Genomic DNA, 21,131 nt, shown 5'->3' on the forward strand with positions numbered 1-21,131 from the left:
CGACGCGGGTGTGGCGACGACTACGATCGCGTCTGCTGTCCAGCTCAGAAATCGAGGTTTCCCACCAGTGACCGAACCGTTGATCCCGGACATGGTCGCCGACCACACCAGCTGCCTGCTGATCAAGCTCGGGCAGGTGATGTTCCGTGTGAGCGAGGATCGGCTCGCCACCCTGGGCCTGCGGACCAGACACTTCATGATCTTGAAGGTGCTGGCAGGCGACCAGGCCAGCTCTCAGCTCGAACTGGGAACCCGGCTGCGCATCGACTCGACCACCATGGTCGCCGCGATCGACCATCTGGAGTCGGCGGGCCTGGCCGCCAGGATTCGCGATCACCGCGACCGCCGCCGGTTTCTCGTCGAGATCACCGAGCAGGGAATGCGCGCCGTCGAGCAGGCCGACGAGCTCGTCCGCACGCTGAACGACGACCTCTTCGACGGTCTGGATCAGGATCAGCGCGCGAACCTGCACCAAGCGTTGCTGGCGATGAATTCCGGCGAAGCGTTGCCGCGGGCCTACGACGCCGTGCGCCAACGCTGACCCCCCGCGCGAGAGCGTTCCACCGGATCTCGGTGCCGGTCGATCCGGTGGAACGGGGTTTCGTCGCTGCGGCGAACAGCTAGCCGCGCAGGGCGGAGGCGAAGATCGCCGGTAGCTTGGACCACCCCGGCGCCGCCGAGAAATAGGCCAGCAGACGGCCCGTGGTGGCGGCGGTCTTGTTGGTCACGAACCAGGGCGGCTTGGGTGCCAACGTGAATTCACCGCGCGTGATCGACCTGGGCGCGGGTCGGAACGGCCCACGGACGACAGTGCGTTCGGGATCTTCGATCAGCAGCGCGTTGTGCACCACGCCGATACCGCTCTGCACATCGTCGAGGGTATGGCCGGGGAACGCACCCCAGCTCGCGCGGGCGGTCAGATAGCCGACTCCGGTCCAGGCGTTGATCGCGACGGTGCCGTATCGAAGGTCGACGATCGCCTCATCGAGCGCGGCGCCGAGCTGACGCAGCGTCTTCGGGTGGGCGATGATGTTCACGCCCAGGGTGCCGATGAACTGCTCGTTCGAGACCTCGACCGCGGCACGCAGGAACGCCGACCCGGTGCCGGGCAGTTCGGTGACACCGAAAACGGGGGAGAAGTACTCCTCGTGCAGCGCTGGTTCGTCCTTCGACGGCGAGATTCCGAGCACCAGCGTGCGGTCGTTGTTCGGGCCGACGCTCTGTGCCTGCGGATATTCCTTGCGCGCGTTGGCCACTCGACTCTCACTGCCCGGGTAGTACGCCGGTCGCCCCGGTGCCCGCTCGAACGCCGCACGCAGCTCGGCGAGGAATTTCTCCTTCTGTGGCCAGTCCGAGCTCACGATGGCGACCTGGGACGCGACACAGTTGTACCCGTTGTTGTGCAGTCGCTGCGTCGCAAGGTGTTCGGCCTGGAACTTCAGATCCGCCTCCGACCACTGCCCGGGGATCACGATGGTGGGTGAGACGCCGCCGAGTTCGCTGGTGATCGGTTTCGTCAGCAGCGGTGTGTTCGCTGCTTTGCGTTGCGCGCCTTCGGCTCCCCGGCCGAACACGATGGCGTCGTGGGTGTTGCTGCTGCCGGTCATGTGCACCGAGGTCACGTCGGGATGGTTGACCAGCGCGGTGCCGACATCGGCACCGCCGGTGAGGATTCGCAAGAACCCGCGATCGATCAGCGGGGCGAAAATGCGCTCGAACACCGGAAGCAGCGGATCGGTGACGGGGTTGAGCTTCAATGCCACGACCCGGTTGTCCGCGATCAATTGGTACAGCAGGTCCAGCGGCGGAATGGAGAAGATGTTCCCGGCGCCGAGCACGACGCCGACACCGCCTGCCGTGCGTGGTGCGCGTGCGCCCGAACCTGCTCGTGCCCGGACGGTGGCGGCGTCGACGCCGGGCTTGGTCCACACCTCGGCGGTGAAGCCGTTGAGCAGCAGCCGATCGAAGATCCCGTGCGGGAGCACGTGCACGGCCGACCTGTTGCCGGGCGCCGCGGTGACCTCGAAGCCGTCGACCGGGCTACGACCGGCGTCGAGCGCGGCGAGGCTTTCGATCAACGCGCCGGTGCCGGTGATCACCGGATAGGGGCCGCTGATCCATTCCTCGCCGACCAGGGGTGAATCCTTCGGCAGGCCCTTGATGCCGATGGCGATGTCTACCCAGTCCTGCGCGTGTTGCTCGGTCAGGTCGTGCACCTGCTGCAGCAGCAGGCGACGGTCGGCGAGCGCAGTCGCCGCCCACCGCGCCGCGCCCTCGGTCAATGCCTCGATCGCGGCGTCGATTGTCGTTGCTGTGCTGGTCATTTCGTTCCTCCGGTGGTGGCGACGGCATCTTCGCGAATGAGGTCGGCGGCCTTCTCGGCGATCATGATGGTCGGCGCGTTCGTATTGCCGCGCACGACCGTGGGCATCACCGACGCGTCGACGACGCGCAAGCCCTGCAGGCCGAGCACCCGCAGGCGGCTGTCGACGACCGACCCGATGGCACACGTCGATGTCGGGTGATAGAGCGTCTGGCCGTATCGGCGGGCGAAGGCGAGCAGGTCTTGCTCCGAATCCGACTCGGGGGCAACGAAGTCCGCGGTGATGTGCTCGGCGAGAGCGGCCCGGCCCGCGATGTCGAGGGCGATGCGCAGGCCCGCCACAATGCTGCGCCGGTCCTCGTCGGTGGCGAGGTAGTTGTGCACGATTCTCGGCGCGGTGGTCGGCGCCGCCGAACGGAGCATCACCTTGCCGACGCTCGTCGGATGGAGCACACAGGGTCCCACGGCGAATCCGTGCGCGACGGGTGCGCCGAGTCCCTCCTCGTGGAACAGCACCGGTGCCAGGTGGAACTGCACGTCCGGACCTTCCAGGCCGGACCTCGTCTCGAAGAATCCGCCCGCCTCACCGATGTTCGAGGTGAGCGGACCACGGCCCTGCTCCTGCAACAACGCGAGGTTCTCCGGCGACAGTGCGGTCATCAGCGATTCGGTGTCGGTGCGGTAGTTGATCAGCGTCATGTAGTGGTCTTGCAGGTTCTCGCCGACCGGAAGGTCGCGCACCACCTCGATCTGGAACAGCGCAAGCTCATCGGCGGGACCGACGCCCGACAGCAGCAACAGATGCGCCGATCCGTAGGTGCCGCCGGAGAGGATGACTTCGCGTTCGGCACGAACCGTCTCGACCTCGCCGCCACGGCTGATCTCGACGCCGACCGCCCGATCGCCCTCGAACAGCACCTTCTGGGCGAGCGCGTCGGTGATGACGGTCAGGTTCGGCCGCGTCATCGCCGGATGCAGATAGGCGACGGCCGTGCTGCACCGCATGCCGTCACGCTGAGTCACCTGATAGCGGCCCACGCCCAATTGTGTTGCGCCGTTGAAGTCCTCGTTGCGCGCGTACCCGGCCTGCTCGGCCGCTTCGACGAAGGCTCCGGCAATGGCGTGCTGTGAACGACTCTCCGAGACGCGCAGTGGTCCACCGGCGCCGTGATAGGCGTCCTTGCCTCGTTCGTTGTCCTCGGCTCGCTGGAAATACGGCAGGACATCGTCGTAGGACCAACCCTCGGCACCGGCCGCGGCCCAGGCGTCGTAGTCGGCACGGTTGCCCCGGATGTAGATCATCGCGTTCATCGAGCTCGATCCGCCCAGCATCCGGCCCCGGGGCAGGTACGCGCGCCGACCGCCCAGCTGCGGTTCGGGTTCGGTGTCGAGATCCCAGTCCCACTCGCTCTTGAACAAGGCGCCGAACGCGGCCGGGATATGGATCTCGTCGGCGCTGTCGGCCGACCCTGCTTCGATGACGGCGACCGATACCGCCGGATCCTCGGAGAGTCTGGCAGCCAACACGGCGCCTGCCGAACCCGCGCCGACGATGACGTAGTCGTACATTGCAATGCCTCTCGATGCGATGTAGTGAGGTGGATCACTTGTCTCGATCGTGGCCGACGGTGGGCGGGCAGCCTATGGTCCAGCGCTCCGGATTACCGTGACCTCAGTGTGCAAGTGCACAACGAAGCTGGTAGAGGCGCTTTTCGCAGCGCCTACAATAAGAGGATGACGACAGTTCCCGAGGTGTCGTCCGACGTATCGGTGGAGCTTGTCGACAGGCTGTTGCTGCGAGCGGACGAGCTGACCGACGTGCTGGTGGCGCAAATCCTGTCCGGCGACCATGCCTATGCCGAGGCGACCCGGTTGACCCACCAGGACCTGCGCCAGGCCACCTACGACAACCTGGTGACTCTGCTCGGTCAACTCGGGGGTCGCTGCCGGCCGCGGCTGGACGCCGCGCGCGCCGCCGGACGGCTCAAGGCCGAGCAACAGGTTCCGCTGGCGGCGCTGCTGCACGCGTACCGGCTGGCGGGCCGGTTGCTCTGGGACCGACTGCTCGGCGAGATGGGCGGCGAGCTCACAGAATCGTTGGCGCACAAGGGCTCCGAGCTGTGGAGCATCATCGACGACTACTCGAGCGCGGCCGCGGAAGCCTACGGTGAGGTGGCGTTCGAACGCGCCCATCGCGACGCGCAGACCCGCAGCCTCGCGTTGCGCTCACTGCTGTCGGCCGCCGTCGACGACGGCGCGCCACTGTGGGAAACCCTGCGCCTGCTGAACCTGCCGGAGACCGGGACGTTCCTGGTGGTCAGCGCCGAAATCGTCGAGCCGGTCGCGGCCCCACTGCGCGGCGTCGAGGAACGTCTGCGCTCGATCGGCGTGCACTCGATCTGGACGGTCGAATTCGACACCCACATCGGCTTGATCAGCCTGAAACCGGGCACGGCGCGGGCCGAAGCCGACGCGGTCCTCGCGGGCCTGGCCACCGGCCGGGTCGGGGTGAGCCGCCCGTTCGACGATCCGCGCCGAGCCCACGACGCGCTCCACGAGGCGAAACTGGCGTGCCGGTGCGCCCGGCCCGGCGATATCGAGGTCAACAACTTCGGTGACCAGCCGATCCCGTTGCTGATCGCGCATCTGCCGGAGGTGAGTCGTCAGCTCGCCACCGGAATTCTCGGCTCGGTCCTCGAGCTGCCCGCGATGGAGCGGGACACGCTGTTGGAGACGCTCGAGGCGTGGTTCGCCGCGGGCGGGGTGGTGGCCGATGCGGCGAAACGACTGCACTTCCACCGCAACACCGTGCACCAACGGCTGCGGCGAATCGAAGCCCTCACCGGCCGCAGCTGTACCGATCCCACCGCGGCCGCCGAGTTCTACTTCGCCTTGCAGACAACCCGACTCGTCCGACCGCGCCAGGCGGGGTCGGACGAGTCGGGTACCGCTATCCGGCGTTGACGACCTCGGCGGGCGGGTTCTCTGCGTAGAGCTCGTCGATCTGCGCGGTGTACTTCTCGGCGATGACCTTGCGCTTGAGCTTCAAGGTGAGCGTGACCTCGTCACCGCCCGCCTCCCAGAACGTGGGCAGAATGCGGAAGCGCTTGATCTGCTCCACCCGCGAGAGCTTGCTGTTGCCCTGTGCCACACCGGCTTCGATCGCGGCCCGCACCGTGGGATCGACCGCCAGCGCGGCGGCGGAGGCGTCGGGGAGCGCGTGCTCGCGCGCGTAGGGCTCGACGGATTCGGCGTCGAGCACGATCAGCGCGGTGTTGTAGGACCGGCCGTCGCCGAGCACGGCCATCGCGCCGATCAGCGGCGTGGCCGCCTTGATCGCGTTCTCGATGTTGGTGGGGGACATGTTCTTGCCCGCCGCGTTGATGATCATCTCCTTCTTGCGGTCGACGACGCGAAGGTAGCCCTGGTCGTCGATGCTGACGATGTCGCCGGTGCGCAACCAGCCGTCGGCGTCGATCGCCTCGGCGGTCTGCTCGGGCATCCCTCGGTAGCCTTTCATCACCAGCGGCCCGCGCACGTGCAGTTCACCGTCGTCGGACAGCCGTGATTCCATGCCGGGCAACAGCTTTCCGACCGCCCCGAGCTTGGCGTCGCGGGGATGGCTGACGCTACAGATGCACGACAGTTCCGACATGCCCCAGATCTCGGCGATCGGGATGCCGAGACCGGCGAAGAAGGCCAGCGTCTGCGGCGGGATCGGGGCCGCGCCGGACATGGCCCACCGCACCCGGTCCAGACCGAGGGCGGCGCGCAGCTTGCTCAGCACCAGTTCGTCGGCCCGCGCCCATTCGGCGGCGAGCTCGGCGGGTACCGGTTCATCGGCGAGCTGATGGGCGGCGCGGGCCGCGGCCACCGACATCGCCCACGCCATGCCCTGGCGGCGGGTCTCGTCGGGTTCGGCCGCGACCTTGAATTCGATGGCGGCCTTGAGCTTTTCCCACACCCGCGGCACCGCGCCCCAGATGGTCGGATGCAGGTCGGCGAGGGCGGCGGCGATCTGCTTGGGATCGCCGACACTGGTCACCTGGGTGCCGAGCACCTCCTGGACATAGAGCGCGGTCAGCCGGTCGGCGATGTGCGCGGTCGGCATGAACGAGGTGATGGTGTCACCGAATTCGATGCCGAGGATGTCGGCGATGCCGTACACCTGGAACAGCAGGGCGGCATGGGTGGTCTCGACGCCCTTGGGCGCGCCGGTGGTGCCCGAGGTGTAGATGAGCGTCGCGACGTCCTCGCCACGGACCGCGCGCCAGGCGGCGTCGAAGTCGAAATCGTCACGGCCCGCCGCGAGCAGATCCTTCACCGACAGGGTTGCCTCGGGCGCCTCGTCGACGCACACGATGTGGTCGACGTCGACCCCGGACGAGGCGATCAGCTTCGCGTACTGCGGCTCGCAGATCACCACGCGCGCTCCGGCATTGCCGAGCACGTGGGCGAGCTGTTCGGGGGAGAGCGTGTTGTACACCGAGAACGAGGTGGCGCCCAGATGCTGCGCACCGACTTCCAGGGGATAGAACTCCACCCGGTTGCTCATCATCAGTGCCACGGTGTCGCCGCGACGCACACCGAGACCGGCCAGTCCGGCGGCGACGGCGCGAACCTGGGTCGCGTACTCGGCCCAGGTGAGGGTCTTGGTGTCGCCGGGGGTGCGCAAGGCGATCGCGGTGGGGGCGATCGAGGCGGTGTGCTGGAACGCTGCGGGCAGGGTGTCGAATCGGGAAATGCTCACGAGGCAGGCGCTTTCTGGGTCATGACCGCGGGGGCGGTGTCGAGATGGGTGGCGACGAAGCGAGCCGCTGCGCGATAGGCGGTCCTCGACTCGGGGACGACGATCGGCAGGGTCTGGAAGGCGTGCATCTGATCCGGCCACACCTGCAGTTCGCACTGCGCCCCGGTGGCCTGCCAGCGCCGCGCGAGTTCGGTCGCGTCGGCGCCGAAGTACTCGGTGTCGCTGGCGTGGATCAAGGTGGGCGGCAGCCGCATTCCGTGGACAGGTCGCAGGTCGAACGGTTCGGCGGTGAACGCGGCGATCGCCTGCCTGGCGATCTGGGTGGACAGCAGACCGTCGCGGTGCTGGTTCCCGTGGCCGATGGCGGTGGCCAGACTCAGGTCGGCCATCGGGGAGAACAACACCAGCGCACCCGGTTCGGGCTGCCCGGCGCGGGCGTTCTCGATGGTCAGATGAGCGGCCAGGAAGCCGCCGGCGGAATCACCGGCGACGACGATCCGGTCCGCCGGACAGCGCCGCGACAGCCACTCGAAGGCGGCGGCCACATCGGTGGGTGCGGCCGGGAACGGGTGCTCGGGCGCGAGGCGGTAGTCGAGGGTGAACACCGCGAGCTTGGTCGCGGTGGACAGCCGGGAGGCGACGCCGCGGTACCCGAGAGCCGAACCGGCGACGAACCCGCCGCCGTGGATGTAGAGCACGACCGCGTCGGTACGGTCGGCGCGCGGCCCACGCACCCACTCGCCGCGGATCCCGTCCTCGTCCACCGGCTCGGTCGCCGTCGCGCGCAACGGCGGCGCGCCCGCCCGCAGTGCCTGTTCGATCAGCAACCGCGACGGCGGCAGCGTGTAGGCGTTCACCGGCGCGAACGCGGCCAGCTGACCCACCGTGAGCGCCGACACCTGCCGGACGGTGCGTGCCCGGAGCGACCCGCGTTCGGCGCTCATCGGCGTTGCTCGATCGCCCGGATCAGCGCGTGCACCGTGGAGTCGGCGGCGAGCCGGTGATCGAGCACGACGTTGATCGCACCGCGCAGCAACGCGTAGGGCTCCCACCCGCTCGGGGCGATGGTTCGCGGTGCGCGCCGGGCGATGCCGTCGGCGATCGTCTTGGCCGCGTACTCGGCGGTGATCCGCACATTGAGCGGCCACGGCAGCATCGCGTCGAGCTCTTTGCCCAGGTCGTCGGTGTCGAGCATGTCGTGGGTCATCGCGGTGTCGACGACGCCGAAGTACGCGACGCCGGCACTGGCCCCGCTCGCGGCGAGTTCCACGCGCAACGCCCGCCCCAGCTGTTCGACCGCGGCCTTGCTCACCATGTACGGCGAGCCGCCCATCCCCGGTGCGAACGCCGCGCACGACGACACCACCACGACGTGCCCGCGCGCGGACACGATGTGGTCCAGGGCCGGGTGCACGGTGTTGAACACGCCGGTGAGGTTGATCCCGATCACCCGGTCGAAGTCCGCCGGGTCCATCGTGCGCACGGTGGCGGGCTCGGGCGTCACGCCCGCGTTGGCGACCACCACGTCGAGGGTGCCGAATCGGCGCACCACCTCGTCGACCGCCGCTGTCATCTGCGCCCGGTCGGCGACATCGGCGCCGATACCGTGGGCGTCCAAACCCAACTCGTCGGCGGCCCGGCGGGCCGCGACCGCGTCGATATCGACCACCACGACCCGCGCACCACGATGGGACAGGATCGCGGCCAGCTCACGGCCGATGCCCTGGCCCGCGCCGGTGATCAGGACGACCTTGCCCGCCACGTCGTAGGAGCGCGTGAACCAGGAGGTCGGCGCGAGATCGGGCAGGCCCATCATGCCGACACCTCATAGGACTCGATGTCGAATCGTCTGGTGCGGCGGCGGTATTCGAAGCTCCAGTTCGGATACAGCCCGGCGTTGCCGCCCTCGGCGGTGGTGTAGTAGCTCTCGCAGCCGCCGGTGAGCCACACGGTCTCGGCGCTGCGCCTGCCCATCTCCTCGACGAAGTCGCGCTGGACCTGCGACCGCACCTCGATGCGGGTTTCGCCGCGGGCGCGCAGCGTGCTCAGCGCGTCGACGATGTAGGCGATCTGCGACTCGATCATGAACACCGCCGACTGGTTGCCCGCCGCACCGAACGGACCGAGGGTGCAGAAGAAGTTCGGGAACCCGGCCACCGCGGCACCGAGATAGGTCTGCGGACGCTGCCGGAACAGCTCGGCGATCGAGCGCCCGTCGTGGCCGACGATGCGATCGAAAACACTCGGCGTCGAGGTGAAACCGGTGCCGTAGATGATGGTGTCCACCGGGATCTCGACCCCGGCGCGGGTCACGATGGAGCGTGCGCGCACCTCGGCGATACCGTCGGTGACGACGTCGACGTTGTCCTTGTCGAGGGCGGGGAGATAGGCGTCGGAGAAGATGGCTCGCTTGCAGCCGATCATGTAGTCCGGCGTCACCTTCGCACGCAGCTTCGGGTCGCGGATCTGGCGGCGCAGCTGGATCCGGCCCAGCAGCTCGAAGGGATGCCGGAATCGGTTGTCGACGAACCCGACCAGCCCGAAACCCTCGATGAGCGAGTACCAGGTCCCCCGAACAGCCTTCTGCGCCAACGGGATCTGGCGCAGCAGGCGACGTTCGAGCCCGATCGTCGGGCGGTCCATCCGCGGCACGATCCACGGCGCCGACCGCTGGAACACCGTCAGCGCGGCGACCTTCGGCTGGATCTCCGGTACGAACTGGACCGCGGAGGCGCCCGTGCCGATCACCGCGACGCGCTTGCCGGTCAGATCGTGGTCGTGGTCCCAGTGCAGGGAATGGAAGGCCGTGCCCTCGAAGGTGTCGAGACCGGGCAGCGACGGATACTTCGCCTCCGCGAAAATTCCTGCGGCGGAGAGGAAGTAGTCCGCGGTGAGCTCGCCTCGCGAGGTCTCGATCCGCCACAGCGACCGCTCGTCGTCCCAGCGCGCGTCCAGGAGTTCGGTACCGAGCCGCACGTGCCGGATCACGTCGTTGGACTCGGCGACAGTGCGCAGGTAGTCGAGGATCTCGGGCTGCTTGCCGTAGGTGCGCGACCACTCCGGGTTGGGCGCGAAGGAGTAGCTGTAGAGCTGGGAGGGGACATCGCAGGCGCAGCCGGGGTAGGTGTTGGCCTGCCAGGTGCCGCCGAGGTCGTCGGCGCGTTCCAGCACGACGATGTCGTCGAAGCCGGCTTCGCGGAGTTTGATCGTCAGCCCGATCCCGCCGAATCCGGCGCCGAGCACGACGATGTGCGTGTGTTCTGCGGGCATGGGTCAGCCGATCCTTCCGTGCAGCACCGAGACCAGGCGATCGACGACGATGTCGATCCGGGCGCTGCGGGTGAATGTCGTGAGCGCCAGCGGCGAGGGGAACCGCTGCCGCGTAGTCGCTTTGGCGTAGGTGAACTCGCGCAGACCGTCGGGACCGTGCACCCGGCCGAAGCCGGAGGCGCCGACCCCACCCAGCGGCAGCGCCGGGATGGTGGCGTGCGCGACGAACGCGTTGATCGAGGTGGCGCCCGCGTCGATGCGGTCGGCGATGGCGTCGCCGTCGCGGCGGGCGAAGACGGTGGCGCCGAGGCCATACTCCGAGTCGTTGACCCGCTCGATCGCCTCGTCCATGGACGCGACCCGGGTGACGACCAGCGTCGGGCCGAAGGTCTCCTCGGTGACCGCCGCGGCGTCGTGCGGCACGTCGACCAGGATGGTCGGCTGCACGAACTGGCCCTCGATGGCGTCGAGGCCGCCCAGCAACGCCCGCCCGCCGCGCGCGAGGGCGTCCTCGATGTGGCGGTGGATCACGGCCAGCTGTTTGGGCATGGTGATCGGACCGATCTTCGCTGTTCCCGACCCGGCTCGCAGGCCGCGGGCCCGATCGAGCAGTTCGGTGAGGAAGGTGTCGTAGACGTCGGTGTGGACGTACACCCGCTCCACTCCGAGGCAGGTCTGCCCGGCATTGGCCATGCCACCCCACAGCGCGGCGTCGGCGGCGGCGCCGAGGTCGGCGTCGGCGTCGACGACGAGTGCGTCCTTGCCGCCGCATTCCATGAGCACCGGCGTGAGCCGCTGCGCACAGGCGGCCATCACGCGTTTGCCCGTCTCGGTGGAACCGGTGAACCCGATCTTGCCGACCCGGCTGCGGCACAGCGCCGCGCCGGTCTCACCGCCGCCGGTGATCACCTGCAGCACCGGCTGTTCGGGGACGGCGCGGGCGAACGCCTCGGCGAGCCAGACGCCGACTCCCGGGGTGTACTCGCTGGGTTTGAACACCACCGCGTTGCCCGCGGCGAGGGCGAACGAGATCGAGCCGAGCGGGGTGAACACCGGGTAGTTCCAGGGGCCGATCACCCCGACCACGCCGAAGGGGCGGTACTCGAGCCGGCAGGCCTGGTTGACGGTCAACAGGCTGGGCGCGACCGATCGCGGGCCGAGCACGTCTTTCGCGTTGTGCGCGGCCCATTTCAGGTGTTCGAGCGCCATCACGATCTCGAGCGCGGCGTCGGAGTGTGGTTTGCCCATCTCCTGGCTCATGATGCGAGCGAGTTCGTCACGGCCGCGGGTGATCTCGGCGCGCCAGCGATCGAGACGACGCGCACGTTCGTCGAAACCCGCGGTGCGCCACCAGGTCGCGGCACCGTGGGCCCGTTCGACGGCGGCCTCGACGGCGCTCTCGTCGTGGCTGGGATAGGAACCGACCAGGGCACCGGTCGCGGGGCTGTGGACGTCGAAGCTGAGGGTGGTGGTCACGGGAGGCGTGCCTTTCGCGGTCAGAGGTCCAGCGTGAGTGCGCCACCGGCGGAACGGGACACGCAGGTGAGGAGGTGGTCGGCACGCTCGCCCGGGGGGAGCAGTCGGTCGCGGTGATCGATCGAGCCCGCGAGGACCTTGGTCTTGCAGCTGCCGCAGAACCCCTGTCGGCAGGAGTAGACGACGTCGGGGCGCACCCGGCGGATCGCGTCGAGCGCGGTTTCGGTGCTCTCGACGCGCACGGTCCGCCCGCTGCGCGCGAGGGTGATGTCGAAGGCTTTGCCGTCGGTCACCGGCCGCGCCGAGAACAGTTCGGTGTGTAGCGAGGCAGTGGGATTCAGCGCGAACAGGCTGCGTTGGGCGGCGTCGAGCACCGGGGGAGGACCGCACACGTAGACCGCCGCACCGGGGGCGGCGGTGGCCAGCAGTGCGGGCAGATCGGGTGTGCCGAATTCGTCGTCGGGGCGCACCTCGGCGCCTGGCGGGAGCTCGGCCAGGAACGGCATGGTCTCGCGCGAACGGCCCAGATAGACCAGTCGCCCTCGGGAACCGGCCGCCCGAGCCATCGGCAGGATCGGCGTGATCCCGATGCCCGCGGCGATGAACAGATACGACGGCGCGGTCTCGACGAAGGTGAAGGCGTTGCGCGGACCGCGGATGCGCAACACGTCACCGGCGCGCAGGGTGTGCATCTCCCGCGATCCGCCGCCGCCGTTGTCTATGCGGCGCACCGCGATCCGGTAGCGATGCCGGTCGCGCGGGTCACCGCACAGGGAGTACTGGCGCTGGCGGCCCGAGGCGAGGAAGACATCGATGTGGCACCCCGGCCGCCACGACGGCAGGTCCCCGCCCTCGGTGCCCACCAGGGTCAGACTCACCACGTCGGCGGCCTCGGCGTGCACCGCTTCCACCCGCACGTCGAGATCGAAGCCGTTGTGCCGCACCGGATGTGGTGGCGACAGCGCGGGCTGGGTGAAAACCTTCTTGTAGATGTCGACGGCGGCACCGAGGGCTCGCAGGCTCGGTGTCGCGACACCCGCGGGAGGGTTCACGCGCGAGCCGCCGGCGAGTGCGCCAGATACCGCAGGGCGTTGTCCATCGAACCCAGCTGGGAGGGATGGAAACTCGGTCGCAGGTAGCGCGGCATCTCGGTGACGAACGTGGTGAAGCTCGGAATCACCCCGCGCACGGTGGCGCTGACGAATTGCCTGGCCCAGGAGCGGCCCTTGTCCTTGCTCGGATCCTGGCGATACAGGTACGCGGTCGAGACGACGAACAGCGGCAGCAGGGTGCCGCTGGCGAGCAGCCCGGTGCGCAGTCGGCGGGCGTAGCCGCCGTCGACGTGCATGTAGGCGTCGAACACCACGCTGCGGTGCTCGACCTCCTCGGCGCCGTGCCAGCGCACCAGGTCGAGCATGGTCGGGTCCATCCCGAGCTCGGCGAGTACGTCCGATTCCAGCAGCCATTCGCCGATGACGGCGGTGAAGTGTTCCATCCCGGCGAACAGGCCGAGGCGTTCTTTGAGCCATTGCTCCTTGGCGCGGCCGGTGAGTCCCTGGTCGCCCAGGATCCGGTCGACCAGCCAGGCGATCTTGGCGACATAGGACTCGACATCGAGTCCGATCGACTGCAGATGCCGCCGCGCGCCTTCGTGGCTGCTGGCGTGCATCGATTCCTGGCCGATGAACCCGGTGACCTCCTCCCGCAGCCGCTCGTCCTCGATATAGGGCAGGGCTTCGGCCAGGCAGGTGGCCATCGCCCGTTCGCCCTCGGGGAGGACGAGATGCATCACGTTGGTGACATGTGTCGCGAGGACTTCGCCCGGGATGTAGTGCAGGGGCACCGACGAGAAGTCGAAGTGCACATCCCGCGCGTGAATTGCGTGCGCTTGTTCCTGATAGGAGCGCGCCGTTGCACCGTTATCAGCCATATCGGAACCGTACAGTGCAACAAATAGTATCGCAATGTTGCAGACGGATCTGATCTGCGGTTGTGATCGGGACCCGCCGCGCCTGATACCGTCGAAGCGTGCTCTCCACCGCCGCGACCTCGGGAAATTCGCCCACCGCCGACTCCGTCGAAGAACGAATTCTCGATGCCGCCCTCGTGCAGTTCGAGCGGGTGGGCGTGCGCAAGACGACGATCGAGGACATCGCCAAGGCCGCCGACGTCGACCGCGCCACCGTCTACCGGCGGATCGGTTCGCGCGACGATGTGGTGAGCGCGGCCTTCGAACGGGAGGTGCGCAGGCTGCTGGCCGACCTGGGTGAGATCCCGGCGCGCCACGACACCTTCGACGACATCGTCGTCGACGTGTTCACCACCGTGATCACGCGCTGGCGGGCGCACCCATTGGTCGAGCGGCTGCTCACGCTGGAGGCCGACCGCCTGCTGCCCCAGCTCACCGTCGACGGGGCGTCGTTCTTCCTGCTCTCGGTCGCGGCGTCCACCGAGATCCTCCGAAAGGTGCTCGAGGACAGCCGATTCCCCGACATTCCCGACCTGAGCGCTCGGGTCGAAGTGGTCTGCCGCGTGGTGCACTCGCTGATCCTGCAGCCGGTGGGCACCATCGACACCGGCTCGGAGCAGGCATTGGCGGCGTTCGCCCGCACGTATGTGGTTCCGATTCTGGTAGCCGGGTTGTAAGCGCGGGCTCCGCGTCGGGGGCCGGTCCTCGGTGACCCGGTCGGCCCCCGCGTAGCTGGTCTCGAGTTCTGCACTACTTTGTTGGCCGTATGTCAATAGTGTCGGTCCCTGCATTGACAAACACCGGGCCGGACTGCGAAGGTACCAATTACTTGGACATCCAACTATTGGAAACCCTCCAACTGCGCACACCGCGCGACCGACATCAACGGAGTAGGACTGGCATGGTTCGCGAACTCACGCACTTCATCGGCGGCAAGCACGTCACCGGCACTTCCGGCGCCTTCGGCGACGTCTTCGATCCGAATCTCGGGCAGGTGCAGGCCAGGGTTCCGCTGGCGAATGCCGCCGAGGTGAGCGCGGTGATCGACAACGCGGCCGCGGCTCAGCCGGGGTGGGCGGCGTTCAACCCGCAGAAGCGGGCCAGGGTGCTGATGAAGTTCGTGAACCTGGTCAACGACGAGATGGACAGCCTGGCCGCGCTGCTCTCCTCCGAGCACGGCAAGACCATCGCCGACGCCAAGGGCGACATCCAGCGCGGCCTCGAGGTCATCGAGTTCGCCATCGGTATCCCGCACCTGCTCAAGGGTGAGTACAGCGACAGCGCGGGCACCGGTATCGACGTGTACTCGATGCGTCAGCCGCTGGGTGTCGTCGCCGGTATCACGCCGTTCAACTTCCCGGCGATGATCCCGCTGTGGAAGGCAGGCCCGGCGCTGGCCTGCGGCAACGCCTTCGTGCTCAAGCCCTCCGAACGCGATCCGTCGGTGCCGCTGCGCCTGGCCGAACTGTTCCTCGAGGCGGGTCTGCCGCCGGGGGTGTTCAACGTGGTCAACGGCAACAAGGAAGCCGTCGACACGATCTTGGGCGACAAGCGGATCAAGGCAGTCGGTTTCGTCGGCTCGACTCCGATCGCCCAGTACATCTACGAGACCGCGACCGCCAACGGCAAGCGCGCACAGTGTTTCGGCGGGGCAAAGAACCACGCGGTCGTGATGCCCGACGCCGACCTCGACGATGTCGCCGATCAGCTGATCGGTGCGGCGTACGGGTCCGCGGGGGAGCGCTGCATGGCGCTGTCGGTGGCTGTGCCGGTGGGCGCGGAGACCGCTGATCGGCTGGTCGCGAAGCTGACCGAGCGGGTGCACAAGCTCAATGTCGGGCGCTCCGACGACGCGGGCGCCGACTTCGGGCCGCTGGTCGGGCTCGACGGGGTGAACCGGGTCAACGACTACGTCCAGATCGGGGTCGACGAGGGCGCCGACCTGGTGGTCGACGGCCGCGGCCTGAGCGTCGAGGGTGCCGAGAACGGCTTCTTCGTCGGCGCGAGCCTGTTCGACAATGTCACCGCCGACATGCGGATCTACAAAGAGGAGATCTTCGGCCCGGTGCTCACCGTGGTCCGCGCGGGCGACTACGAAGAAGCGCTGAAGCTGGTCGACGAGCACGAATACGGCAACGGTGTCGCGATCTTCACCCGCGACGGTGACACCGCGCGCGATTTCTCCGCTCGGGTGCAGGTCGGCATGGTCGGGGTCAATGTGCCGATTCCGGTGCCGATCGCCTACTTCACCTTCGGTGGCTGGAAGGGCTCGGGCTTCGGCGATCTCAACCAGCACGGCCCGGATTCGATCCGGTTCTACACCAAGACCAAGACGGTGACCCAGCGTTGGCCTGCCGGGCTCAAGGAGTCCAACGCTTTCGTCATCCCGACGATGGACTGAGGCGGCGATGTTCACCCTCGATGCGGACGAGCGCGCGATCGGCGAGACCGCGCGCCAGTTCGCCGACGAGTTCCTGGCGCCCAACGCGCTGGATTGGGATGAGCGCAAACACTTCCCGGTCGACGTGCTGCACAAGGCGGGCCCGCTCGGCCTCGGCGGCATCTCGGTGCGCGCCGATGTCGGCGGCTCCGATCTGCGCAGGCTCGACGCGGTGCGGATCTTCGAACAGCTCTCGACCGGGTGCCCCTCGGTCGCGGCGTACATCTCCATCCACAACATGGCGACCTGGATGCTCGATGCCTACGGCACCGAGCAGCAGCGCCACCGGTGGGTGCCGGGAATGGCCGCGCTGGAGCTGCTCGGCAGTTACGCGCTCACCGAACCGGGCGTCGGATCCGACGCGGCGGCCTTGAGTACCAAGGCCGTTCGCGACGGCGAGGACTACATCCTGTCCGGCGCCAAGCAATTCATCTCCGGCGCCGGCGCCAACGACGTGTACGTGATGATGGTGCGAACCGGCGGGGACGGCCCGCGCGGCATCTCGGCGCTGATCGTCCCAGCCGACACACCGGGTCTGACGGTGGGACCGAACGAACGGAAGATGGGCTGGAACGCGCAGCCGACCCGGCAGGTGATCCTCGACGGTGCCAGGGTGCCGGTCGCCAACCGGCTCGGCGAGGAGGGCGACGGCTTCTCGATCGCGATGAACGGCCTCAACGGTGGCAGGCTCAATATCGCCGCCTGCTCGATCGGCGGCGCGCAGGCCGCGCTCGACAAGACGGTCCGCTACCTCACCGAACGCCACGCCTTCGGAAAACCCTTGGTGCGCAACGAGGCACTACAGTTCGAGCTGGCCGACATGGCCACCGAACTGGAGGCGGCGCGGACGCTGCTGTGGCGGGCCGCCGCCGCGCTCGACGCGGACGCGGCGGACAAGGTATCGCTGTGCGCGATGGCGAAGCGATTCGCCACCGACACCGGGTTCGACGTGGCCAACAAGGCACTGCAATTGCACGGTGGCTACGGCTACCTGCACGAATACGGCCTGGAGAAGATCGTGCGCGACCTGCGGGTGCATCAGATCCTCGAGGGCACCAACGAAATCATGCGGGTGGTTGTCGCCCGCTCGCTGATCGGAGCAGCATGACCGACGAACCCGAGGTGCTGATCGCCGTCCGTGACGGTCTCGGCCTGATCACCCTGAACCGGCCCAAGGCCATCAACGCGCTCAATCACGCGATGACACTGGCCATCACCGACGCGCTGCGCTCCTGGGCCCACGACGACGCGGTGCGCGCCGTCGTGGTCACCGGCGCGGGGGAGCGCGGGCTCTGCGCGGGCGGCGACATCGTCGCCATTCACGCCGACGCGAAAGGCGGTACAGCGGGCGCCGATTCGCCGACCGGGCGGTTCTGGCGCGACGAGTACCTGCTCAACGCGCTGATCGGCAGCTATCCCAAGCCGTACGTGGTGATCATGGACGGCATCGTGATGGGCGGCGGCGTCGGCCTGGCCGGGCACGGCAGCCACCGCATCGTCACCGAACGGTCCAAGATCGGGATGCCCGAGGTCGGTATCGGATTCGTCCCCGATGTCGGTGGCACCTACCTGCTCTCGCGGGCACCGGGTGAGCTCGGTACGCACGTGGCGCTGACCACCGCGCGGATGTCCGCGGGCGACGCGATCGCGGCCGGATTCGCCGACTACTACGTGCCCTCCGACGCACTACCCGAGCTGCTCGACGCGCTGGGCACCGTCGGTGTCGACGCGGCGATCGCGAAGTTCGCCGAGTCCGCGCCGGCCTCGGACCTGCTCGCACAGCAGCGCTGGATCGACGCTTGCTACAGCGCGGACACCGTCGAGGAGATCGCGGCGCGGCTCCAGGCCGACGAAGCGCCCGAGGCCGTCGAGGCAGCCGCTGCTCTCCTCGCGAAATCCCCTGTCGCGCTGAAGGTCACGCTGCGGGCCTTGCGTGCCGCACAGGACCTGCCGAGCCTCGAGGCGGTGCTGGACCAGGAATATCGGGTCTCGATCGCCTCACTCGGCTCGCACGACCTGGTCGAGGGCATCCGCGCCCAGGTGATCGACAAGGACCGCAATCCCCAGTGGCGGCCCGCGACCCTCGCCGAGGTGACCGACGAGCAGGTGGCGGCGTACTTCGCCGGTCTCGGTGCGGCGGAACTGGGTTCGACGACAGCGGAGGCACAGCGATGACGAAGACGATCGGTTTCCTCGGGCTCGGCCACATGGGCGGCCCGATGGCGGCGAATCTGGTGCGGGCGGGCTACGACGTGCTCGCCTACGACCCGGTGCCCGCCGCGCAGGAGCAGGCGCGCGCCGACGGCGCGACGGTGGTGGCCACCGCCGTCGAGGCCGCCGTCGACCGTGACGTGGTGATCACCATGCTGCCCAACGGCAAACTCGTCCTCGACGTCTACGCCGAGCTGCTGCCCGCCGCCACGCCGGGCACCCTGTTCCTCGACTGTTCCACCATCGACGTGGCCGACGCGAAAGCCGCTGCGGCCCAGGCTGTGACGGCCGGACATCGGCCGCTGGACGCACCGGTCTCCGGTGGGGTGGCCGGTGCCACCGCGGGCACCCTCACCTTCATGGTCGGCGGCACGGCCGCCGACTTCGCCGACGCCGGCGATGTGCTGGAGGTAATGGGCGGCAAGGTGGTGCACTGCGGTGACTCCGGCGTCGGTCAGGCCGCCAAGATCTGCAACAACATGCTGCTCGGGATCTCCATGATCGGCCTGTCGGAGGCACTGGTTCTCGGTGAGCGGCTCGGCCTGAGCCATCAGTCGTTCTTCGACGTGGTCTCCACCGCATCCGGCCAGAGCTGGGCACTGACCAGCTACTGCCCGGTGCCCGGCCCGGTCCCCACCAGCCCGGCCAACAACGACTACCAGCCCGGCTTCGCTACCGCGCTGATGTCGAAAGACCTCACCCTGGCCGCGAACGCGTTGCAGGCCAACGGGGTCGACGGCCGGCTCGGCGAACTCGCCGCCGCGATCTACGCGCGGTTCAACCAGACCGACGCCGGGCGCGACTTCTCCGCCATTGTCACCGACATCCGGGACCGGTCCGCAGAGGCCGGCCGGTGACCGAGGCAGACAGCTAGGTGCGAACCGACACGTCACCGCTCGGTCTGCGGGGGCCCGCCGCGCGGGCCCGCCGCAGACAGGCGGTGTTGGTCGCCGCGCAAGACGTGTTCGTCGCGCAGGGCTACCACGGCGCCCGGATGGAGGAGATCAGCGCGCGGTCCGGGATCAGCAAACCGGTGCTCTACGACCACTTCGCGGGCAAACTCGACCTGTATCTCGCTGTGCTGCAGCACAATCTGGACCGGATGGTCGACGGCGTCCGGGCCGCCGTCGCCCGCGACACCGACCCACGGCAGCGGGTGCGCCGGGCGGTGATGTCCTACTTCGACTTCGTCGAACACGACGTCGGCGGGTATGTGCTGGTGTTCGAATCGCCGGTGCCCAGCGAGCCGTCGGTCGAATGGCGGGTGCGCACCGCGATGCGCGACTGCGCCGCCCTGGTGAGTGTGGAACTGCGCGCGGGCGGGGTGGACGAGGCCAGGGCCGAGATCCACGCCTGGGCGCTGGTGGGTATCAGCCGCCTCACGGCCGGCCATTGGCTGGTGGCAGGGCGGCCGATCTCCAAAAGCGACGCGGTCGACACCGCGGCCGCCCTGTGCTGGAACGGATTATCGACAGTCGATCGACAACAGGAAGAACAAGGACAGTCATGGCTCAGGCTTTCGCATTGACCGAATCCGACGACGCGTTCCTCGCGAACGCGGCGAACCGCTACGTCCACGTCATCGACATTGCCGCGCCGCCCTCGGCGGTGTGGGCGGCCCTGGTCGCCGATGACGCGCTGGTGTCGTGGTCCGGGCTGGTCACCGGCATGCGGTGGACCACGCCGCGCCCGTTCGGCGTCGGCACCTGCCGCGTCGTCACCCTCGGGCGCATCGCCGCGCTGACCGAACGCTTCTACCGCTGGGACGACCAGCGGCGCATGACCTTTACCGTCGACTTCGCCTCGATCCCCGGCCTGCGCCGCTTCGCCGAGGACATCGAGCTGACGCCGACCGCCACGGGAACCCGGCTGACGTGGACCTTCGCCGTGGAGGGCAAGCCCGCGCTGCAACTGCTGCTGCGCTCGACGAGCGCGGTGACCGAGCGGATCACCGGCTCCATCGCCAAGGGCATCGCGGGCAGTGTCGCCGCGACAGCGCCGAACAGCGGCCCTGCCGTCTGACGGTGCGTCGTCTGCGGCTCATCCCTTGAGCCGCAGCACCGCCAGCACCCTGCGATGGCGGGTATCCGACGGTGGCAGATCGAGTTTGGTGAAGATATTGCCGATGTGCTTCTCGACGGCCCGCTCGGTGACGGTGAGCGAGGTGGCGATGGCGTTGTTGGTGAGGCCCTGCGCCATCAGCTCGAGCACCTCCCGCTCGCGCGGGGTGAGCCGGGCGAGCGAATCCTGTTGCCGGGACGCGCCCATCAGCTGACTCACCACCTCGGGATCGAGTGCGGTGCCGCCGGTGGCGACCCGGTGCAGCGCGTCGACGAAGTCACCGACGTCGGCGACGCGATCCTTGAGCAGGTAGCCGACGCCGCTGGCTCCGGCGGCGAGAAGCTCTGTGGCGTACCGGGTCTCGATCCACTGCGAGAACACGAGCACGCCGGTATCCGGATACTTCCTGCGCAGCTCGATGGCGGCCAGCAGGCCCTCGTCGGTGAAGCTGGGCGGCATCCGCACATCCACCACCGCGACATCGGGCCGGTGGGTGCCGACGACCTCGCTCAGCGACGTCGCGTCGCCGACCATCGCCACCACCTCGTGACCGCGTTCGGTGAGCAGCCCGGCCAGCCCGTCGCGCAGGATCGCGCTGTCCTCGGCGATCACCACCCGCAACGGTCCGTGC

The 21,131-nt window shown here is 68.6% G+C and carries 19 protein-coding genes; 9 read left to right on the top strand and 10 right to left on the bottom strand.

Going from position 1 to position 21,131, the window contains the following annotated elements; genetic code table 11:
- Window positions 1-67: 67 nt before the first annotated feature.
- Entirely contained in the window at window positions 68-541 is a 474-nt protein-coding gene (locus tag ACWGCN_RS16375; RefSeq protein ID WP_378630766.1) for a MarR family winged helix-turn-helix transcriptional regulator, read from the top strand.
- Window positions 542-620: 79 nt separating this feature from the next.
- On the opposite strand, the gene ACWGCN_RS16380 is transcribed toward ACWGCN_RS16375, so the two are convergent.
- Together ACWGCN_RS16380 and ACWGCN_RS16385 are read right to left on the bottom strand one after the other, a co-directional pair.
- Complete coding sequence (locus ACWGCN_RS16380; RefSeq protein ID WP_452457340.1) at window positions 621-2,324, bottom strand: aldehyde dehydrogenase family protein; 1,704 nt, start codon at window positions 2,322-2,324, stop codon at window positions 621-623.
- On the bottom strand, window positions 2,321-3,892 hold the full coding sequence (locus tag ACWGCN_RS16385) for a GMC family oxidoreductase (RefSeq protein WP_378989726.1): 1,572 nt from the start codon (window positions 3,890-3,892) through the stop codon (window positions 2,321-2,323). The genes ACWGCN_RS16380 and ACWGCN_RS16385 overlap by 4 nt, the downstream gene beginning before the upstream one ends.
- Window positions 3,893-4,057: 165 nt before the next feature.
- On the opposite strand from ACWGCN_RS16385, the gene ACWGCN_RS16390 reads away from it, so the two are divergent.
- The gene (locus ACWGCN_RS16390; RefSeq protein ID WP_378989728.1) at window positions 4,058-5,287 is read left to right on the top strand and encodes a PucR family transcriptional regulator; all 1,230 of its coding nucleotides are present in this window, start codon (window positions 4,058-4,060) and stop codon (window positions 5,285-5,287) included.
- Here ACWGCN_RS16390 and fadD11 read toward each other — a convergent pair.
- Genes fadD11 through ACWGCN_RS16425 form a run of 7 tightly spaced genes read right to left on the bottom strand, consistent with a single transcriptional unit; the run spans window position 5,274 to window position 13,749 of the window.
- Window positions 5,274-7,073 carry a fatty acid--CoA ligase FadD11 gene (gene fadD11 / locus ACWGCN_RS16395; RefSeq protein WP_452457338.1) on the bottom strand — a complete coding sequence of 600 codons (1,800 nt, stop codon included), beginning with the start codon at window positions 7,071-7,073 and terminating at the stop codon, window positions 5,274-5,276. The genes ACWGCN_RS16390 and fadD11 overlap by 14 nt on opposite strands.
- Complete coding sequence (locus tag ACWGCN_RS16400; RefSeq protein WP_378989731.1) at window positions 7,070-8,017, bottom strand: alpha/beta hydrolase; 948 nt, start codon at window positions 8,015-8,017, stop codon at window positions 7,070-7,072. Before ACWGCN_RS16400 ends, fadD11 begins: the two co-directional genes overlap by 4 nt.
- Window positions 8,014-8,886, bottom strand: a complete 873-nt coding sequence (locus ACWGCN_RS16405; RefSeq protein WP_449963366.1) for a short-chain dehydrogenase/reductase — start codon at window positions 8,884-8,886, stop codon at window positions 8,014-8,016. Before ACWGCN_RS16405 ends, ACWGCN_RS16400 begins: the two co-directional genes overlap by 4 nt.
- Window positions 8,886-10,343 carry a flavin-containing monooxygenase gene (locus ACWGCN_RS16410; protein WP_452457337.1) on the bottom strand — a complete coding sequence of 486 codons (1,458 nt, stop codon included), beginning with the start codon at window positions 10,341-10,343 and terminating at the stop codon, window positions 8,886-8,888. The genes ACWGCN_RS16405 and ACWGCN_RS16410 overlap by 1 nt, the downstream gene beginning before the upstream one ends.
- A 3-nt stretch (window positions 10,344-10,346) precedes the next feature.
- A complete protein-coding gene (locus ACWGCN_RS16415; protein WP_452457336.1) occupies window positions 10,347-11,819 on the bottom strand; it encodes an aldehyde dehydrogenase family protein in 1,473 nt (490 codons plus the stop codon).
- Between the two features lie 20 nt (window positions 11,820-11,839).
- A complete protein-coding gene (locus ACWGCN_RS16420; protein ID WP_452457335.1) occupies window positions 11,840-12,871 on the bottom strand; it encodes a PDR/VanB family oxidoreductase in 1,032 nt (343 codons plus the stop codon).
- Window positions 12,868-13,749 (bottom strand): metal-dependent hydrolase, encoded by an 882-nt coding sequence (locus ACWGCN_RS16425; RefSeq protein WP_387446941.1) that lies wholly within the window; start codon window positions 13,747-13,749, stop codon window positions 12,868-12,870. The genes ACWGCN_RS16420 and ACWGCN_RS16425 overlap by 4 nt, the downstream gene beginning before the upstream one ends.
- A 98-nt stretch (window positions 13,750-13,847) precedes the next feature.
- On the opposite strand from ACWGCN_RS16425, the gene ACWGCN_RS16430 reads away from it, so the two are divergent.
- From ACWGCN_RS16430 to ACWGCN_RS16460, 7 genes are all read left to right on the top strand, one after another.
- Entirely contained in the window at window positions 13,848-14,465 is a 618-nt protein-coding gene (locus ACWGCN_RS16430; protein ID WP_378989735.1) for a TetR/AcrR family transcriptional regulator, read from the top strand.
- A gap of 224 nt (window positions 14,466-14,689) precedes the next feature.
- Window positions 14,690-16,189: a CoA-acylating methylmalonate-semialdehyde dehydrogenase gene (locus ACWGCN_RS16435; RefSeq protein ID WP_452457334.1), complete on the top strand. Its 1,500-nt coding sequence runs from the start codon at window positions 14,690-14,692 to the stop codon at window positions 16,187-16,189.
- Window positions 16,190-16,196: 7 nt separating this feature from the next.
- Window positions 16,197-17,336, top strand: coding sequence for an acyl-CoA dehydrogenase family protein (locus tag ACWGCN_RS16440; RefSeq protein WP_452457333.1), 1,140 nt, complete (start codon window positions 16,197-16,199; stop codon window positions 17,334-17,336).
- Window positions 17,333-18,403 carry an enoyl-CoA hydratase/isomerase family protein gene (locus ACWGCN_RS16445; RefSeq protein WP_452457332.1) on the top strand — a complete coding sequence of 357 codons (1,071 nt, stop codon included), beginning with the start codon at window positions 17,333-17,335 and terminating at the stop codon, window positions 18,401-18,403. The genes ACWGCN_RS16440 and ACWGCN_RS16445 overlap by 4 nt, the downstream gene beginning before the upstream one ends.
- Window positions 18,400-19,296 (top strand): 3-hydroxyisobutyrate dehydrogenase, encoded by an 897-nt coding sequence (gene mmsB / locus ACWGCN_RS16450; protein WP_452457331.1) that lies wholly within the window; start codon window positions 18,400-18,402, stop codon window positions 19,294-19,296. The genes ACWGCN_RS16445 and mmsB overlap by 4 nt, the downstream gene beginning before the upstream one ends.
- A gap of 17 nt (window positions 19,297-19,313) precedes the next feature.
- A complete protein-coding gene (locus ACWGCN_RS16455; protein ID WP_452457330.1) occupies window positions 19,314-19,967 on the top strand; it encodes a TetR/AcrR family transcriptional regulator in 654 nt (217 codons plus the stop codon).
- Window positions 19,946-20,461, top strand: a complete 516-nt coding sequence (locus ACWGCN_RS16460) for an SRPBCC family protein (protein WP_379314284.1) — start codon at window positions 19,946-19,948, stop codon at window positions 20,459-20,461. The genes ACWGCN_RS16455 and ACWGCN_RS16460 overlap by 22 nt, the downstream gene beginning before the upstream one ends.
- A gap of 18 nt (window positions 20,462-20,479) precedes the next feature.
- Here ACWGCN_RS16460 and ACWGCN_RS16465 read toward each other — a convergent pair whose 3' ends face one another.
- Window positions 20,480-21,121, bottom strand: a complete 642-nt coding sequence (locus ACWGCN_RS16465; RefSeq protein ID WP_387447028.1) for a LuxR C-terminal-related transcriptional regulator — start codon at window positions 21,119-21,121, stop codon at window positions 20,480-20,482.
- Between the last annotated feature and the right edge of the window lie 10 nt (window positions 21,122-21,131).

Source organism: Nocardia sp. NPDC055050 (assembly GCF_053608345.1).

Bases quoted from the DNA above. Each gene is read 5' to 3' on its own strand.
- ACWGCN_RS16385 (WP_378989726.1), bottom strand. From the start codon at position 3,892: ATGTACGACTACGTCATCGTCGGCGCGGGTTCGGCAGGCGCCGTGTTG.
- ACWGCN_RS16435 (WP_452457334.1), top strand. From the start codon at position 14,690: ATGGTTCGCGAACTCACGCACTTCATCGGCGGCAAGCACGTCACCGGC.
- ACWGCN_RS16425 (WP_387446941.1), bottom strand. From the start codon at position 13,749: ATGGCTGATAACGGTGCAACGGCGCGCTCCTATCAGGAACAAGCGCAC.
- ACWGCN_RS16440 (WP_452457333.1), top strand. From the start codon at position 16,197: ATGTTCACCCTCGATGCGGACGAGCGCGCGATCGGCGAGACCGCGCGC.
- ACWGCN_RS16390 (WP_378989728.1), top strand. From the start codon at position 4,058: ATGACGACAGTTCCCGAGGTGTCGTCCGACGTATCGGTGGAGCTTGTC.
- ACWGCN_RS16400 (WP_378989731.1), bottom strand. From the start codon at position 8,017: ATGAGCGCCGAACGCGGGTCGCTCCGGGCACGCACCGTCCGGCAGGTG.
- ACWGCN_RS16405 (WP_449963366.1), bottom strand. From the start codon at position 8,886: ATGGGCCTGCCCGATCTCGCGCCGACCTCCTGGTTCACGCGCTCCTAC.
- ACWGCN_RS16445 (WP_452457332.1), top strand. From the start codon at position 17,333: ATGACCGACGAACCCGAGGTGCTGATCGCCGTCCGTGACGGTCTCGGC.
- ACWGCN_RS16410 (WP_452457337.1), bottom strand. From the start codon at position 10,343: ATGCCCGCAGAACACACGCACATCGTCGTGCTCGGCGCCGGATTCGGC.
- mmsB (WP_452457331.1), top strand. From the start codon at position 18,400: ATGACGAAGACGATCGGTTTCCTCGGGCTCGGCCACATGGGCGGCCCG.
- ACWGCN_RS16460 (WP_379314284.1), top strand. From the start codon at position 19,946: ATGGCTCAGGCTTTCGCATTGACCGAATCCGACGACGCGTTCCTCGCG.
- ACWGCN_RS16380 (WP_452457340.1), bottom strand. From the start codon at position 2,324: ATGACCAGCACAGCAACGACAATCGACGCCGCGATCGAGGCATTGACC.